At 62.0% G+C, this 15,122-nt stretch carries 14 protein-coding genes; 8 read left to right on the top strand and 6 right to left on the bottom strand.

From position 1 onward, the window contains the following. Positions 1-15 precede the first annotated feature (15 nt). From EIY72_RS27075 to EIY72_RS27045, 7 genes are all read left to right on the top strand, one after another. Positions 16-1,176 carry an LLM class flavin-dependent oxidoreductase gene (locus EIY72_RS27075; RefSeq protein WP_093222281.1) on the top strand — a complete coding sequence of 387 codons (1,161 nt, stop codon included), beginning with the start codon at positions 16-18 and terminating at the stop codon, positions 1,174-1,176. A gap of 20 nt (positions 1,177-1,196) precedes the next feature. Beyond that, positions 1,197-2,249, top strand: coding sequence for an ABC transporter substrate-binding protein (locus tag EIY72_RS27070; RefSeq protein ID WP_093222284.1), 1,053 nt, complete (start codon positions 1,197-1,199; stop codon positions 2,247-2,249). A gap of 36 nt (positions 2,250-2,285) precedes the next feature. Next, positions 2,286-3,344 (top strand): ABC transporter substrate-binding protein, encoded by a 1,059-nt coding sequence (locus tag EIY72_RS27065; RefSeq protein WP_093222288.1) that lies wholly within the window; start codon positions 2,286-2,288, stop codon positions 3,342-3,344. 420 nt (positions 3,345-3,764) lie between these two features. Beyond that, the gene (locus EIY72_RS27060; protein ID WP_093222292.1) at positions 3,765-6,035 is read left to right on the top strand and encodes a TonB-dependent receptor; all 2,271 of its coding nucleotides are present in this window, start codon (positions 3,765-3,767) and stop codon (positions 6,033-6,035) included. A 355-nt stretch (positions 6,036-6,390) separates the two neighbouring features. Continuing rightward, positions 6,391-7,152, top strand: a complete 762-nt coding sequence (locus tag EIY72_RS27055; RefSeq protein WP_093222299.1) for an ABC transporter permease — start codon at positions 6,391-6,393, stop codon at positions 7,150-7,152. A gap of 10 nt (positions 7,153-7,162) precedes the next feature. Continuing rightward, a complete protein-coding gene (locus tag EIY72_RS27050; RefSeq protein ID WP_093222303.1) occupies positions 7,163-7,924 on the top strand; it encodes an ABC transporter permease in 762 nt (253 codons plus the stop codon). Positions 7,925-7,935: 11 nt separating this feature from the next. Beyond that, positions 7,936-8,730, top strand: coding sequence for an ABC transporter ATP-binding protein (locus EIY72_RS27045; RefSeq protein ID WP_093222308.1), 795 nt, complete (start codon positions 7,936-7,938; stop codon positions 8,728-8,730). Positions 8,731-8,809: 79 nt separating this feature from the next. Here EIY72_RS27045 and hpaC read toward each other — a convergent pair whose 3' ends face one another. Further along, a complete protein-coding gene (hpaC, locus tag EIY72_RS27040) occupies positions 8,810-9,322 on the bottom strand; it encodes a 4-hydroxyphenylacetate 3-monooxygenase, reductase component (protein WP_093222313.1) in 513 nt (170 codons plus the stop codon). Positions 9,323-9,581: 259 nt separating this feature from the next. On the opposite strand from hpaC, the gene EIY72_RS27035 reads away from it, so the two are divergent. Beyond that, the gene (locus EIY72_RS27035; RefSeq protein ID WP_093222318.1) at positions 9,582-10,211 is read left to right on the top strand and encodes a response regulator transcription factor; all 630 of its coding nucleotides are present in this window, start codon (positions 9,582-9,584) and stop codon (positions 10,209-10,211) included. A gap of 159 nt (positions 10,212-10,370) precedes the next feature. Here the strand turns inward: EIY72_RS27035 and feaR are convergent, their stop codons facing one another. The 5 genes from feaR to EIY72_RS27005 form a co-directional block, all read right to left on the bottom strand. Further along, positions 10,371-11,288: a transcriptional regulator FeaR gene (gene feaR, locus EIY72_RS27030; protein WP_093222322.1), complete on the bottom strand. Its 918-nt coding sequence runs from the start codon at positions 11,286-11,288 to the stop codon at positions 10,371-10,373. A 151-nt stretch (positions 11,289-11,439) separates the two neighbouring features. Next, positions 11,440-12,390: a PDR/VanB family oxidoreductase gene (locus EIY72_RS27025; RefSeq protein ID WP_093222326.1), complete on the bottom strand. Its 951-nt coding sequence runs from the start codon at positions 12,388-12,390 to the stop codon at positions 11,440-11,442. Positions 12,391-12,578: 188 nt separating this feature from the next. After that, complete coding sequence (locus EIY72_RS27015) at positions 12,579-13,319, bottom strand: SDR family NAD(P)-dependent oxidoreductase (RefSeq protein WP_093222331.1); 741 nt, start codon at positions 13,317-13,319, stop codon at positions 12,579-12,581. 10 nt (positions 13,320-13,329) lie between these two features. Beyond that, on the bottom strand, positions 13,330-13,830 hold the full coding sequence (locus EIY72_RS27010) for an aromatic-ring-hydroxylating dioxygenase subunit beta (protein WP_093222343.1): 501 nt from the start codon (positions 13,828-13,830) through the stop codon (positions 13,330-13,332). Continuing rightward, entirely contained in the window at positions 13,827-15,110 is a 1,284-nt protein-coding gene (locus EIY72_RS27005) for an aromatic ring-hydroxylating oxygenase subunit alpha (RefSeq protein ID WP_093222348.1), read from the bottom strand. The genes EIY72_RS27010 and EIY72_RS27005 overlap by 4 nt, the downstream gene beginning before the upstream one ends. Positions 15,111-15,122: the final 12 nt, after the last annotated feature.

Raw genomic sequence — 15,122 nt, 5'->3', positions numbered from 1 at the left:
AATCAGGAGCACCCCATGAGCACTGAATTTTTCTGGCGCCTGCCACTGGGCACCGACGGTCCGCAACTGACCACCGACAAACACAACCGTGGCAACCCGCACTATCGCCCCGGCAACATCGCTCCCGGTCGCCTGCCCAACGGCGAGCCGGACGACTTCACCTACATCGACTACATCGCCCAGGTGGCCAAGGCCGCCGAGCTGGCCGGTTTCGAAGGCGCCTTGCTGCCTACCGGTCCCGAGCCGTGGATCGCTGCGGCTGCCCTCGCCCGGGAAACCCGGCGCATCAAGTTCCTGATCGCCTTCCAGGCCACCTGGACCCTGCCCGCCTACGCCGCCCAACAGGCGGCGATCCTGCAGAACCTCAGCCGCGGACGGCTGGAGTGGAACATCATCACCGGCGGCAATCCCGCCAGCCAGCGGGCCAACGGCGACTTCCTCGAACATGACCTGCGCTACAAGCGCACCGGCGAGTTTCTCGACATCATCCAGGGCCTCTGGCAGAACGAACGCTTCTCCTATGAGGGCGATGTCTACCAACTGGAAAACGGCGCCCTGCCCCACGGCCTGCAGAACGAACGCAAGCCCGGGGTGTACTTTTCCGGTTTTTCCGACGCTGCCCTGGACGTCGCCGCCAAACATGCCGACGTTTACCTGAACTGGGCCGAGCCCATCGACAAGCTCAAGCCGCATATCGACCGCGTGCGCGAACTGGCCGATAAACAGGGCCGCACGGTGCGCTTCGGCCTCCGGGTCGACCTGTTCGCCCGGGAAACCGAAGAGTTGGCATGGAAGGACCTGCGTCGCCAGTTCGACAAGCTGGAAGGTCAGAGCAGCGCGCTCGCCAAGGGTTTCACCAGTGGTTCCGACTCGGTCGGTGGCGCCCGCCAGACCGCCTACCACCAGAACATCGACCGCTTCGATGACCTGATCATCGGTCCCAATCTCTGGGCCGGTTTCGCCAAAGCCAAACCGGGGCCCACCGTAGGGCTGGTGGGCAGCCACCAGAACATCGCCGAGCGCCTGGTGGAATACCGCGACGCCGGCTTCTCGACCTTCATCCTCGCTGGCAACCCGCACCTGGAAGAAGCCCTGCGCATTGGCCAGGAAGTCCTGCCACTGGTGCACCAGCGGCCAGCCGTGGAAACCGCCACTCAACTCAAGGCCAGCGCCTGAGCGCTGCGGGAGAATCACTGATGACGCAACCTCTCGACACCCTCTGGTACACCCGCTGCCCGGTCCCTACAGGCCTGGGTATTGCCGTTCAACAGGGCTGGCTGCAAGACACTTTGAGCGTACTCGGCACCCAGGTGCAGTCATTGCGCGAATCCACTGACAAGGCCGTGCGGGAATCGCACTTCGATCACACCCTGCGCAACTCGGTCCGCCACGGAGGCAACATTCCGGCGATCTGGGCCCGGGCCCAAGGCCGGGAAACACGGGTCATCGGCCTGTCCTGGGCCGATGAAGTGCAGCTGATCCTGACCCGCCCCGACAGCGGCATCAAGACCGTGAAAGACCTCAAGGGACGCCGATTCGGCTTGCCCGACTGGTCCGGCGCGCAGATCGACTTCACCCGCGCCCAGGCCCTGCGCGGCCTGGAGAACGCCCTTCTGCTGGAAGGCTTGCAAGTGGGTGATGTGCAGGTCATCAACTTCCACTACAGCGGGACCTTCAGTGATGCCCCGGTCAGCACCGTGAACGGCACACCGGTCAGTGTGCAACAGGTGGAGGGGCGCAATCTTGAACTGGTCGGTCTGTTGCGCGGCGAAGTCGATGCGATCTTCCTCAAGGGCGCCAGTGCGGCCCGCCTCGCCCATGAGTTTGGCCTGCACACGGTCATCGACACCGGCGCGCACCCCGAACCACTGATTCGCAGCAACAACGGCACACCGCGCACACTGGCGGTGGACCTCAACCTGCTGGACAAGCACTTCGATGTCGCCACCGGCATCCTCGACGCCGTGCGCCGCGCCGAGCAGTGGGCGCATACCCATCCCGAGGAGACGCGCCGCTACCTCGCCCGCGAGACCAACAGCAGCGAATACTGGGTCAGCGCCGCCTATGGCAACGACGCCCACCTGCGCCTGCGCACCGAACTGGATGAACAGGCGATCGCAGCCCTGCAGGACTTCACGCATTTCCTCCATCGCTGGCGCTTCATCCCCAACACCTTCGACGTGCGCGACTGGATCGACCCGCGACCACTGGACGCGCTGCTCAACACCCACACGGCGCTGGCGGGCTGACCCGCCAGGTTTCACGGACTCGAACTGAAGGCCTTTATGAGCAAACCACTCGATACGCTTTGGTACACCCACAGCCCCGTGCCCACGGGGCTGGGCATCGCCGTGCAATCCGGACGCCTGGCCGAAGCCTTTCTGCCGTTCGGCACCAACATTCAATCCTTGCGCGAATCCAGCGAACGCGAAGTGCGCGAAGCCCACTACGACCATCACCTGCAAAACTCGGTGCGCCACGGCGGCAATATCCCGGCCATCTGGGCTTACGCCAGCGGCGTGCAAACCCGGGTGCTGGGCCTGTCCTGGAGTGATGAAGTACAGCTGATCCTGACCACGGAAGAAAGTGGCATCAAAGGGATTCGCGACCTGAAAAATCGCAGGTTCGGCGTGCCCAAGTGGGCCAATGTGCAGATTGACTTTACCCGCGCCCAAGCCCTGCGCGGGCTGGAAAACGCCCTGAAACTCGAAGGCCTGCAAGTGTCCGACGTCGAGTTGGTGGACTACCCCTACGGCGGGACCTACAGCGACGAACAGAAGCAGCATGTCCATGGTTCGGAAGTCAGCCTCGGCGTCACCCGCGTCAGCCGGCGCAACAACGAACTGATCGGCCTGCTGCGCGGTGACATTGATGCGATTTTCCTGAAAGGTGCGCACGCCGTGCACCTGGCCCACGAGTTCGGCTTGCAGGTGGTGGTCGATACCGGCTCGCACCCTGATCCGTTGATTCGCTCGAACAACGGCACGCCACGCACGCTCACCGTCGATACCCATTTGCTCCACGAACACTTTGATGCCAGCGTGAAGATTGTCGATACCGTACTGCGCACCGAGCAGTGGGCATGGGCCAATCCGCAAGACACCCGGCGTTTTCTCGCCCGCGAACTGAACACCAGCGAGTACTGGGTGGCGGCGGCCTACGGTGAAGATGCCCATCGGCGATTGCGCACCACGCTGGATGCGCGCTCGATCGAAGCCTTGCAGGACTTCACCGATTTCCTCCATCGCTGGGCATTCATTCCACGGCGTTTCGATGTGCGCGACTGGATTGATTTCAGCGTGCTGGAAAGGGTTATCGGTTCGACTTCGCGATTGGCCGTTTGAGATTTTCGGGGCAAGCCGGTTCCTGCAAGCCTGTGGGAGCGAGCTTGCTCCGCGCGGCGATCCGACGATAGCGGCGTGTCAAGCGCCCCATATGCTGGATGTGCCGCCGCCTTCGCCAGCAAGCTCGCTCCCACAGTAATACGGGGTGATCACTGAACTGCTGCCTGACCAACACGTCCCCGCCCGCCTCCTGCTGCTCCAGCAGCACCCGCCAAGCAACTTCTGCTGAATGACTGACACACACTTGCCAGCCCATAAACAGCCAACTAATCAGCCCATATAAAAACAAACAAAACCAAACTCACACAATCAATAGAAACGTTATTTATCAATATCTTGACAATACTAATCCTCCCATAAAAACACTTGGCACGATCTCTGCTCTACCCCTTCATAGAAACTTTATCGGGGGAGACTTACATGCATAAACTTAATCCAATCACCAAAAGTATCTGGCTGACCTTGCTGCTCGCCGGGGGCGCTGTCAGTGAGGCAGTGCTGGCGGCAGAATCGGCGGATGCCGAGTCCAATAAAACCGCGACCGAGCCGGCACTCAAGACCGTCACCGTCACGGCCCAGCACAAGGAAGAAACGCTGCAGGAGATTCCGGTGGCCGTTTCCGCCGTCCAAGGCACCAGCCTGGTGGCAGACGGCGTGCGCAACATGGGCGACATCACCACCTTCGTGCCTAACGCTTCGGCGAAAAACCCGGATGGCGATGGTCGCCCGCGCTGGTACATCCGCGGTCTGGGGACCGGTGATACCGGTGCTGCAACGGTCTATCCGGTGGGGATCTACGCCGATGACGTGTACCTGAACGCACCGATTGCCGGGGGCGGCCCGCTGTTCGACCTGGAGCGCATCGAAATCCTCCGTGGGCCGCAAGGTACGCTGTACGGCAAGAACACCACCGCGGGGGCGGTGAACGTCATCTCGAAAAAACCGACCTTCGACACCGACGGCTACGGCACCCTCGGCTTCGGTACCAAGAACGAACGCATTGTCAGCGGTGCTATCGGTGGCGCGCTGGTCGATGAAAAACTCGCGGCCCGTATCGCGCTGTATTCCGAGGAGCGCGATGGTTTCCAGAAGAACCTGGTGGACGACGACACCTACGGTGACGTCAACAAGAAAGCCGTGCGCTTGCAGTTCCTCGCCCGGGTCAACGATGACCTGGAGGCCTTGCTGAAAATCCACAGTCGTGAATACAAGGGCGATGGCAGCAACGGCTCGCTCACGGTCGGGCGTTACTACAACGTGGGGTATGAAAGGCCCAGCGGGCGCGACATCGCGATCAACGTCAATGAAGACTCCAAGCTCGATCATGACGGCACCTCGCTGACCCTCAACTGGCACCTGGGCGACTACACCCTGACCTCGATCACCGCCTATGACTACATTCGCGGCCAGTCCACCAGCGACGCCGACTACACCCCTTACGAGGTCAACGGTGCGGCGATTGCCGACAACAAGTACGCGCAATATTCCCAGGAATTGCGCCTGGCCTCGCCCCAGCAGGAAACCCTGCGCTGGCTGGTGGGCGCGCATTACTTCCACGAAAATCTCGACAGCTCGGCCCAGCGCATCGTCACACCCGGCCCGACGCCGAACGGCACCGGCTCCAACCAGATTGGCGGCGTCACCGACTTCCGCGACCTGGACTACGAACACAAGACCGACAGCTACGCGCTGTTCGGGAACCTCACCTATGACTTCACCGATGATTTCACCGTGACCGGCGGCCTGCGCTGGACCCAGGAAAAGAAAGACATCGACCTCGACCTGACGCAACTGACCCGCAACACCGCCAATGGCCCGCTGGTGCCGCTGCCTGGGGTGGGTACCAACGGCAATCGGCAGGAGGACAAGACCTGGGAAGCCTGGACCTATGACCTGACGCCGGAGTACCGGATCAACGACAACGTGCGGGTGTTCTTCCGTTACGCCCACGGCTTCCGCTCCGGCGGTTTCAACACCGGTTTGTCCACCAGTCTCGCGCAGTTGACCACGGTCGATCCGGAACAGCTGGATGCCTACGAACTGGGCCTGAAATCCGAGTGGTTCGATCATCGCCTGACCGCCAACGCCAACGTCTTCTACTACGACTATTCGGACATTCAGGTGAACCTGCTGACGGTCAACAACGGCGTGTTGACCACGGCATTGACCAACGGCGCCCAAGGCAAGGTCAAGGGCGCGGAGCTGGAGCTGGAAGCGCAAGCGACCGATTACCTGCACCTGCGCGCAGCGGTGTCGTTCCTCGATACCGAGTACACCGACTTCAAGAACACCAACCCGAACACCGGCGCCGTCACTGGCGATTACAGCGGCAACAGTTTCGTGCGTTCACCGCGCAACGTGGTGTCGCTGGGCGGTGACTACACCTTCCCGCTGGAGATCGGCGGCAAGCTGGTGGCCGGTGGCGACGTGAGTTTCCGCGACAAGGAGTACTTCCTTGCCGACCGCCAGAGCAGTGCCGACAAGACCCTCAGCCAGCCACACTACACCCTGGCCAATACCCGTCTGACCTGGTTCAGCGCGGATGAAAAGCTCAGCCTCACCGGCTTCGTCAACAACGTCACTGACCGGCGTTATCAGGTCCATGGCCGGCCGAATGGCACCCTGGGTCAGTACGTCATCACCTATGGCGACCCGCGCACCGTCGGCCTGAGCGTGACCAGCCGCTTCTGATACCCGCGCCCCGTCACCCACCCGACCACCGCAGAAGCCGGCTTGCCGGCGATGGGGCCTGTGAGCCTTGCGTCACGCTCAAGGACGCCATCGCCGGCAGGCACTGCTCCAGTTTCAGTGACGAGTTCTGAGGGGGCTGCTGCCGGAGTGTTGCTGGAGCAGCAACGGCTGCTGATAAAGCATCAATAGGTACTGCGATTGCTGACGTCATCGCTGGCAAGCCAGCTCCCACAGGTCGTCTGCGGCCTGCAGGCGCTGGCCGACCAGCGCCGAGTCATCACCCACAGCGCCAATGTTCAGAGCTGGCACAGCTCTTGCGATAACCCTCCTGTACTTCGCCGAAACAAGGCCTGCCATGCGCATCCATCGTCTGTTGTCGTCCCTGACCTGGCTCATCTCCCCCGTTGCCCTGCTGTTGCTGTGGGCGGCGGTGGCCGAGGCGGGCATTTTTCCACGCAACCTGTTGGTCCCGCCGGTGCAGGTGTGGCAGACCTTCGGGCAGCTGTCCGCCAGCGGCGAACTGCTCGAACACCTGCTCAACAGTCTGTCCCGGCTCGGGCTGGGTTTCGGCATCGGCTCCCTGTGCGGATTGTTGTTCGGTGTGCTCATGGCCTTGTCGAAAAACGTCGAGATCTACTGCGCGCCGCTGTTCCACACCCTGCGCCAGATCCCCAGCATCGCGCTGATCCCGATGTTCGTGCTGCTGTTCGGCATCGATGAAACCTTCAAGATCATCATTGTTGCCAAGACCGCTTTCTTCCCGGTCGCGCTGGCGGCCAGCGAGGGTGTCAAGGCTATCCCGCGCAGTTACTTCGAAGTGGCCGATGTGTATCGCCTGCGTTGGCCGACCTTCGTTCGCGAGATCGCCCTGCCCGCCGCCACGCCGCCGATCATCACCGGCTTTCGTATCAGCCTGACCCGCGCCTGGGTGGTGCTGGTGGCCACCGAGCTACTGGCCGCTGACAGCGGCCTGGGCCAGATGATCGAAATGAGCCGGCAAATGCTGCGCATAGACGTGGTGATGGTGGGGATCGTGGTCACAGGCGTCATCGGTTTCGCCCTGGACTTCAGCTTTCGTCAGCTGGAACAACGCCTGTTCCGCTGGCAGACCCGTTAGGAGCGTTTCAATGCCTGGACTCATTGCCAAATCCCGTGGCCTGTTGCTGCCACTGCTGCTGATCGGCGCCTGGGAATACCTCTCGCGCCAGGACGCCGCCGGGGCCTACGCCTTTGTGCCGCTGTCGACCATCGGCGCGGCGCTGATCGAAATGCTGGCGAACGGCGAGCTGCTGGTGAACCTGCTCGCCAGCCTCGTCCGCACCAGCACCGGCCTCGCGCTGGGCATCTTCTTCGGCGTGCTGTTGGGCGCCTCGATGGCGCTGTCAAACACCGCCAATCGGTTGATCGGCCCGTTGTTTCATTCGGTGCGGCAAGTGCCGATGCTCGGCTGGATTCCGCTGATTGCCATGTGGTTCGGCAATGGCGAGTTTTCCAAAGTGCTGATCGTCAGTCTCGCGGCTTTCTACCCGATGGTGCTCAACACCTATCAGGGTTTCAGCCATGTCGAAGTGCGCTATCGCGAAGTCGGCCAGGTGCTGGTACTGACGCCCTGGCAACGCTTGCGTCACGTGCTGCTGCCGGCGGCCCTGCCCAGCATGGCCACTGGCGTGTTGCACGCCCTGGCGTTTGCCTGGGTCACGGCGGTGGGCAGCGAACTGTTCCTGTCCTCCGGTGCCGGCCTGGGCAACCTGATGATGAACGCCGAAGCCGGCTCACGCATGGAGGTCATTGTCCTCAGCGTGTTGTGCATCGGCCTGTGCGGCTACCTGATGACCCTGCTATTCACCCTTCTGAGCCGCCATTTGCTGCGCTGGCGCAACATTCGTTGAAAGGCCCTTCCATGAACGCTATCGCCCAACATGCCCTGCCCCACAGTACCCCATTGCACTCCGGTGCCCTGCAGATTCGTGGCCTGAGCAAGGCTTACCGGATCGAAGGCCAGCCGTTGCCGGTGCTGCAAGACATCAACCTCGACGTGCGCCCAGGTGAGTTCGTCAGCATCGTCGGCGCCAGTGGTTGCGGCAAATCCACCCTGCTGCGCCTGATCGTCGGGCTGGAAGCCGACTATGAAGGCGACATTGTTCTCGACAACAAACGGATCGTCGCCACCAGCCTGGAACGCGGCATCGTGTTTCAGGATCATCGGCTGTTTCCATGGATGACCCTGAGCCAGAACATTGCCCTGGCGCTGAAAAACCATCCACTGTCCCAGGCGGAAAAAGACCGCCTGGTGGCCGAACACATTGCCCTGGTCAACCTCGAAGGCTTCGAGAATGCCTACCCGCACCAACTCTCCGGCGGCATGGCACAACGCGCGGCCATTGCCCGTGCCTTGATCAACAAGCCGAAAGTGTTGTTGCTCGACGAACCCCTCGGCGCCCTCGATGCGTTGACCCGGGTGCGCCTGCAACACGAGTTGCAACGCATCTGGGTGCAACAGCGCTGCACGGTGATCATGGTCACCCACGATATCGAAGAAGCGCTTTACCTCGGTGACCGGGTCATTGTCATGGACGCACACCCGGGCCGCATCAAACACGAAATCAAGGTCGACTTGCCCCATCCGCGGGATCGCGCCTCTAGCGTGCTGCAGGGCTACAAAGAGCAATTGCTGGATGAACTGGTCGGGCACTGACCTCGCAGCGCGCCGTCAGCCACGAAAGAAACCAGGTTTTACCGCACGCCAACGCTGCTGTGAAACCTGGCGGAGCTCCTCAGCAATGTGCGCCGGCGTGTTCCAGGCGATGGAACAGGCGGTTGAAGTACACCAGGCTGTCACGGGGTTCGCGCACGCCGACCTTGGTCAGCTCGACGAACATCACCGAGTGCGAACCGACTTCCTTGCACTCGCTGATGCGCCCTTCCAGCTGCACCAGGGCGTCGCGCAGCACCGGCACGTCGGCGGCGCCGTCGTCCCACAGGTCCCAGGCAAAACGCTCGGCCATCGGCACTTTGGTCATGCCGGCAAAATGGCGGGCCAGCTCTTCCTGCTCACCGCACAACACGTTGATGCACAGGTGACCGTTGGTGCGGAACACATCGTGGGTGGCGCTGTTGCGGTTGACGCAGACCAGCACGGTCGGTGGCGAGTCGGTGACCGAGCACACGGCGCTGGCGGTGATGCCGCAACGGCCGCCCGGGCCGTTGGTGGTGATGATGTTCACCGCAGCCGGCAGTTGCGCCATGGCGTTGCGAAAGTCGATTTGCTGCTGGCTCAGGTCGGCCATGTCTTTGCCCCTTCCGTCTGGAGGGCCGCGACGTGGGCGGCCCGTAGGTGATGGAACAAGACTAAGGCGGCAGCCTGCGCGCAACCATTCTGACGATCACCATGACAGGGTTGGGTTTCCGCTAGTCGACTAGGTGGTTTCTTTATCGCAAGGGCCGCCGACTGTGGGTATTCTGCACACTGGCTCGAAAAAGATCAGCCGATGTGTGCCGCGCGTTCGCGTGCGAAAACAATAATTAGAAGATTTCGTGGCAGCCCCGATGGAAACCCGCAAACCGATTGTTTACATCGTTGACGACGACAAGGACCTGCGCACCTCGCTGGCGTGGTTGCTGGAGTCGGTCAGTGTCCAGGCGCAGTGTTTTGCCGGCGCCGAAGAATTTCTCAGCCAGTACGACCCCAAGCAGCCCGCCTGCCTGGTGCTCGACGTGCGCATGCCGGAAACCAGCGGCTTCCAGTTGCAGGAAATCCTCAATCAGCGCGGCAGCAGCCTGCCGACCATCTTCGTCTCGGCCCATGGCGACATTCCGATGTCGGTCACGGCGATGAAGAATGGCGCGCTGGACTTCGTCGAAAAACCCTACAACCCGCAACAGATGATCGACCGTATCCAGGCCGCCCTGAAGACCGCCGTGCACGCCCAGGCCGATCAGGCGCAGCGCCAGCAGATGCAAAGCAAACTGGCGCTGTTGACCGCCCGTGAGCGTGAGGTGTTGATGCTGGTGATCGATGGCAAGGCCAGCAAGGTCATTGCCCGGGAGCTGGACATCAGCGTCAAGACCGTTGACGTGCACCGCACCAAGATCAAGGAAAAGATGGGCGTGACCAGCATCGCCATGCTGGTGCGCGAAGTGCTGCATTTGCCGGTGGATGAGCCGGTTCGGCATTGAGAGGGTGTGGCGGCCGTTCGGCCGCCATCGTCGGAACGCCGCCCGGAGACAAGCTCGCTCCCACAGAAGATCACCGTCATACACATGATTTGTGGCCAACGGAGACCTACCGTGGGAGCGAGCTTGCTCGCGATGGGGCCAGCCCTGCCACCCTCGATATCAGCAGCTATAGCGCTTGCGATAAGCCCCCGGCGAGACACCGAAGCGTGATTTGAACGCCGACGAGAAGTAGCTGGAATCCGAGAACCCCCACGCATAACACAAGGCCGAGAGCTTCAGCTCGACATCGGCGCGGCGCAGGTTTTCTGCGCAGAAATCCAGACGGCGGTGCTTGATGTACTGCGCCACCACCAGGCCACGCTTGGAGAACATGCGGTACAGCCCGCGCACGGAAATCCCCACTTCCCGGGCAATCAGCTCGGGGCACAATTCTTCGTCGCTGAGGTGAGCATCGATGAAGGCGATGATCTTGCGGAACTGCCGCTCGTGCGGGTCGGCACTGCTGTCGCGGGCACTGATGCCGGGCAGTAACAGGCTGGCCAGGGCATCGAGCACGGCCTCGCTCTCCTGCATGTCCAGACCTTCCTGCTGGCGGGTATCGAGCACCAGCTTGTTGGCCAGTGAAGCCAGCGGGCTGCTGGCCGAGATGCGCGTGGCGCAATTGACCGCGTTGAAGTGCGAGCCGCGCTCGACCACCTGGCGCGGCAGGATCAACGACAACTGCCGGCAATCTTCGTGGTAGATCATATCGCTGGGACGGCTGGCGTCGATCAGGGCGATGTCGCCACAACCCAACTGAGCGCGGTTGTCGCCCTGCTCCAGTTGCGAACTGCCACGCATCTGGAACACCGCGTAATAGTGGCCGTCGCTGCTGGTGCTGACGTCCTTGCTGGTGCGATACAGATGCACATGCGCCATGTCGACCACACTCAGGTTGATCGCGCCGCTGCGAAACTCCGCCAGTTCACCATAGAAGTCAGTGTCCAGCGCCCGGGCATCGAAACGCCCGCAAGCCTGGTTCACCTGGCTCAACCAACTTTCGAACGCCTCATTGCGCACCGTCGATGCTGTAATCATGTCCGCAGAGCCTCACGTTTTTGTTGTTATTTTCGACCGCTTCATCGAGCGGTTCGCCAACACGGTTGTTGCTGTGACCATCGCCTCCCTCGATGGCCGCCGGGCGCCGATTTAACAGGCTCCGGCGTGGGCTTTCCAGCCTTCCTTGGTCTTATATATCCAATACCAGACGAGCGGACAGCGCCCGGGAAACACAGGCACAGATCTGCTTGTTCGAGGCCTTTTCCTTGTTGGAAAGGCAGTTGTCACGGTGTTCCGGAACGCCGTCCAGCACCTCGACAATACAGGTGCCACAGATGCCTTCGCGGCATTCGGTGTCGATGTCGCAGCCGTAGGCCTGCAAGACGTCGACCAGGCTGGTGTCGGCCGGCACTTGCAACACCACGCCGGAACTGGCCAGTTCCACTTCGAAGGTGCCGGTCGGTGCGCTGTTGGCAGCCGGGTCGGCGGCGAAGTGTTCCAGGTGGATGGATTCGTCCGGGCGACTGCGCGAGGCGACTTCCACCACCTTGTTCATGAACGGTGCCGGGCCGCAGGTATAGACGTGGGCGGCCGGGTTGGCGCGATCCAGGCAGGCGCTCAACGCTGCGTCCAGGTCAGCCGGCTCGACGCCGTAGTGGAATTCGACGTTGTCGGCAAACTCGGTGGCCAACAGTTCGGTAAACGCCGCGTACTGCGCCGAACGGGCGAAGTAATGCAGTCGGTACGGTTGGCCGCTTTCCGCCAGGCGATAAGCCATGCTCAGCAACGGCGTGACCCCGATACCAGCGGCGAACAGCACGTGTTCACAGGCCGCTTCATCGAGACGGAACAGGTTGCGCGGCGCGCCCATTTCCAGCTCCATGCCCTCTTCGACGTGCTCGTGCAGCGCCAGCGAACCGCCCCGCGATTGCGCTTCTTTTTTCACCGCGACCAGATAGGCGCGACGATCCTGCGGCGGGCTGCACAGCGAATACTGGCGGGTCACACCGGTCGGCCCGGTCAGGTCGACGTGGGCACCCGGCTCATAGGTGTCGAGCGGCTGGCCGTCACTGCGCACGAGGCGAAAGGAACGGATATCCAGCGCTTCGTCGACGATCCTTTCGATCTTCACCTTCATCATTGCATCACCTGAATTCTGTTGTTTCGGTTAAGTCTTGGGGCCAACTCTGTCCTTGTGGCGAGGGAGCTTGCTCCCGCTCGATTGCGCAGCAATCGCAAAAAAAAGGGGCTGCTTCGCAGCCCAACGGGAGCAAGCTCCCTCGCCACAGTTGAAACCATTCACCACAGTTGTTCTTGTCGCGGCGCATCTCAGCGCATGAACAAGCCGCCATTGACGTCCAGGCACGCGCCGGTTACGGAGATCGCGTTGTCGGCAATCAGCAGCAAGACGCTGTCGGCGATGAACGTCGGATCACCGAGGGTGCCGGCCGGGATCATCTTGAGGATCTGCTCCAGGCGCTCAGGCGCCACCGATTCACGCACGATCGGCAAGTCCAGCGGTCCTGGCGAGATGCTGTTGACCGTCACGCCTTGCGCTGAAAGCTCACGGGCGAAGACCTTGGTCAGGGTCGCCACGCCGCCCTTGGCCGCCGCATAGTGCGCGCCGGTCGCCGTGCCGCCGTTCTGCCCGGCCAGGGACGCGATGTTGACGATGCGTCCGAAGCCACGCTCGGCGAAGTGCGCGCCGAACACCTGGCAGGCCACAAAAGTGCCACGCAGGTTGATCGCCATCGACTCGTCGAACTCTTCCGGGGTGATGTCCATCAACGCGGCCACTTTCGACACCCCAGCGTTGTTTACCAGAATGTCGGTGCCGCCCCACTGCTCGGCGAGCAGATCGCGGGCCCGCTGGAAGTCGGCCTTGCTGCGTACATCCAGCTCGATGGCCAGCGCGGTAGTACCGCTGCCATCCAGCTCGGCCGCCAGTGCCTGCACGCCCTCGACACGCAGATCGGCCAGCGCGACGCGATAACCCGCCGCGTGCAGACGGCGGGCGATGCACTCGCCCAGTCCGCGGGAAGCACCTGTCACCAGGGCAACTCGACTCATGATGAAGTCCTCACAGCAGGAAGCCGAGCGCGCTCAGGCTGTCGGTGGAGTTGATCAGACGCACCACTTTGCGTTCCAGCGACGGCACGCCATCGGTGAAGCGGATGCGGTGGTTGAGGTCGGCCACGAACGGCGTGTGCACGCCACGCTTGTAGGCGTAGAGCAATTGCGCCGAGTTGACTTCGACGATATCGCCCGCCGCTTCCACCAGGCGGAAACGCGACACGGTGCGAATGGTTTTCGCCGCATCCACCGCCGACGGCGAGTAGCCAGCGGTCAGGCGTTCGATGCGCAGGGCACGCATGCGCGCGTCGTCGTAGGCGTAGTTGAGGGTTGCCTCGAAGTCTTCGGTGTCCGGGTCGATCGGCACGATGTACTTGCCGCTCTCGCTCCACAAGGTCGCCCACTCGGCGTAGTTCTTGTGATCGAGCAGTTCGGCTTCGCGCCAGATGAATTCGATGGCTTGGGCCAACGGGCCGGAAAAACCGTTCAGGGTGTCTTGATTGCTCATTGGCTCATCATCCTTTTCCACATGTCGTAGGCGCCGCGCATGCCGCCTTCGTCGGTGGCGTGGCTGACTTTGTCGCCGTTTTCAGCGGTGATTTCGCGGTTCAGGCCGCGGTTGACCAGGATCGGTGCATCGACGCCGGCGTACGAGCCGCGCTGCACGCGGTCCCAGGCCTCGGCATCGTCAGGGCTGCCGAAGCCGAACGGGCCCTGGAAGTGTTCGTGAATGCGCATGCGCTCGCGGTTGGCGATTTCCGGGCCGCCGTCCATGCCGAGGGCAACGTGACGGATCTCGGTTTCGGTGACCGACACCGGACGCAGTACACGGAAGAACGACATCGACATGGCGACGTTGGGGAACAGGTTCAGGTTGAACCCGGCGCCGTGCAGCGAACGCACGATGCGGCGCACCTGATCGGCCGGCATGGTTTTCGACAGTTCTTCGGTGACGTGGGCGAAACGCTCCTGCAACTGCTCGGTACCGTCGTCGTGATCAAGATCGACGTGCTCCGGCACCATCACCATCACGCTGTGACCGTTGCCCAGCGAGTGGGTCACGGCTTGCTCGTCGGTCATGAACGAGAGCATTTCCGAGGTTTCTTCATCCACCGACGACATGAACGACTTGTGCACGATCGGGAAGTGATAACCGTCAGTGGTGTTTTCCAGCTGGATCTTCCAGTTGCCCTTGAAGCTGAACTTGTGTTCGCCCTGGGTCTTGATCGGGTAGCCGGCGCCCTGTTTCATGAACAGGTCCATCCAGTGCTTGGCACCGCCGAGGAAGTCTTCCAGCGGTTCGATTTCGTCGTTGTAGCTGGCGAAGATCATGCCGGCGTAGCTTTCCACGCGCAGGCTGGTCAGCGGCAGTTCGGATTTTTCCAGGATGCCTTCGTAGCCATCCGGGTATGGCAGCGCACGCAGCTTGCCGTCCAGTCCATAGGACCAGCTGTGGTACGGGCAGGTGAAACCGGTGGCGTTACCCTTGTGCTTCTCGCACACCGTGGCGCCACGGTGGCGGCAACGGTTTTCCAGCACGTTGATGGTGTTTTTCTTGTCGCGCACGACGATCACCGGGCGACGGCCGACCATGGCGGTCTTGAAGTCGCCGCTGTTGCGCACTTCACTTTCGTGGGCAACCCACACCCAGGTGCGGTAGAAAATCTTTTCCAGCTCGGCTTCGAACAGTGCCGGATCGTTGTACAGCGAGACATCGACGCGGTCGTGCTGGACCAGCTCTTCGGGGCTTTTCGACGTGGCGATCAGCTGATATTCATGAGTGCTCATGCGGTTCTCCTC

Source organism: Pseudomonas vancouverensis (genome assembly GCF_004348895.1).
GTDB classification, from domain to species: Bacteria; Pseudomonadota; Gammaproteobacteria; order Pseudomonadales; family Pseudomonadaceae; genus Aquipseudomonas; species Aquipseudomonas vancouverensis.
The sequence above is the reverse complement of the archived record's forward strand: the minus strand, read 5'-3'. Positions and strand labels throughout refer to the sequence as shown.

Bases quoted from the DNA above. Each gene is read 5' to 3' on its own strand.
- EIY72_RS27075 (WP_093222281.1), top strand. From the start codon at position 16: ATGAGCACTGAATTTTTCTGGCGCCTGCCACTGGGCACCGACGGTCCG.
- EIY72_RS27070 (WP_093222284.1), top strand. From the start codon at position 1,197: ATGACGCAACCTCTCGACACCCTCTGGTACACCCGCTGCCCGGTCCCT.
- EIY72_RS27065 (WP_093222288.1), top strand. From the start codon at position 2,286: ATGAGCAAACCACTCGATACGCTTTGGTACACCCACAGCCCCGTGCCC.
- EIY72_RS27060 (WP_093222292.1), top strand. From the start codon at position 3,765: ATGCATAAACTTAATCCAATCACCAAAAGTATCTGGCTGACCTTGCTG.
- EIY72_RS27055 (WP_093222299.1), top strand. From the start codon at position 6,391: ATGCGCATCCATCGTCTGTTGTCGTCCCTGACCTGGCTCATCTCCCCC.
- EIY72_RS27050 (WP_093222303.1), top strand. From the start codon at position 7,163: ATGCCTGGACTCATTGCCAAATCCCGTGGCCTGTTGCTGCCACTGCTG.
- EIY72_RS27045 (WP_093222308.1), top strand. From the start codon at position 7,936: ATGAACGCTATCGCCCAACATGCCCTGCCCCACAGTACCCCATTGCAC.
- hpaC (WP_093222313.1), bottom strand. From the start codon at position 9,322: ATGGCCGACCTGAGCCAGCAGCAAATCGACTTTCGCAACGCCATGGCG.
- EIY72_RS27035 (WP_093222318.1), top strand. From the start codon at position 9,582: ATGGAAACCCGCAAACCGATTGTTTACATCGTTGACGACGACAAGGAC.
- feaR (WP_093222322.1), bottom strand. From the start codon at position 11,288: ATGATTACAGCATCGACGGTGCGCAATGAGGCGTTCGAAAGTTGGTTG.
- EIY72_RS27025 (WP_093222326.1), bottom strand. From the start codon at position 12,390: ATGATGAAGGTGAAGATCGAAAGGATCGTCGACGAAGCGCTGGATATC.
- EIY72_RS27015 (WP_093222331.1), bottom strand. From the start codon at position 13,319: ATGAGTCGAGTTGCCCTGGTGACAGGTGCTTCCCGCGGACTGGGCGAG.
- EIY72_RS27010 (WP_093222343.1), bottom strand. From the start codon at position 13,830: ATGAGCAATCAAGACACCCTGAACGGTTTTTCCGGCCCGTTGGCCCAA.
- EIY72_RS27005 (WP_093222348.1), bottom strand. From the start codon at position 15,110: ATGAGCACTCATGAATATCAGCTGATCGCCACGTCGAAAAGCCCCGAA.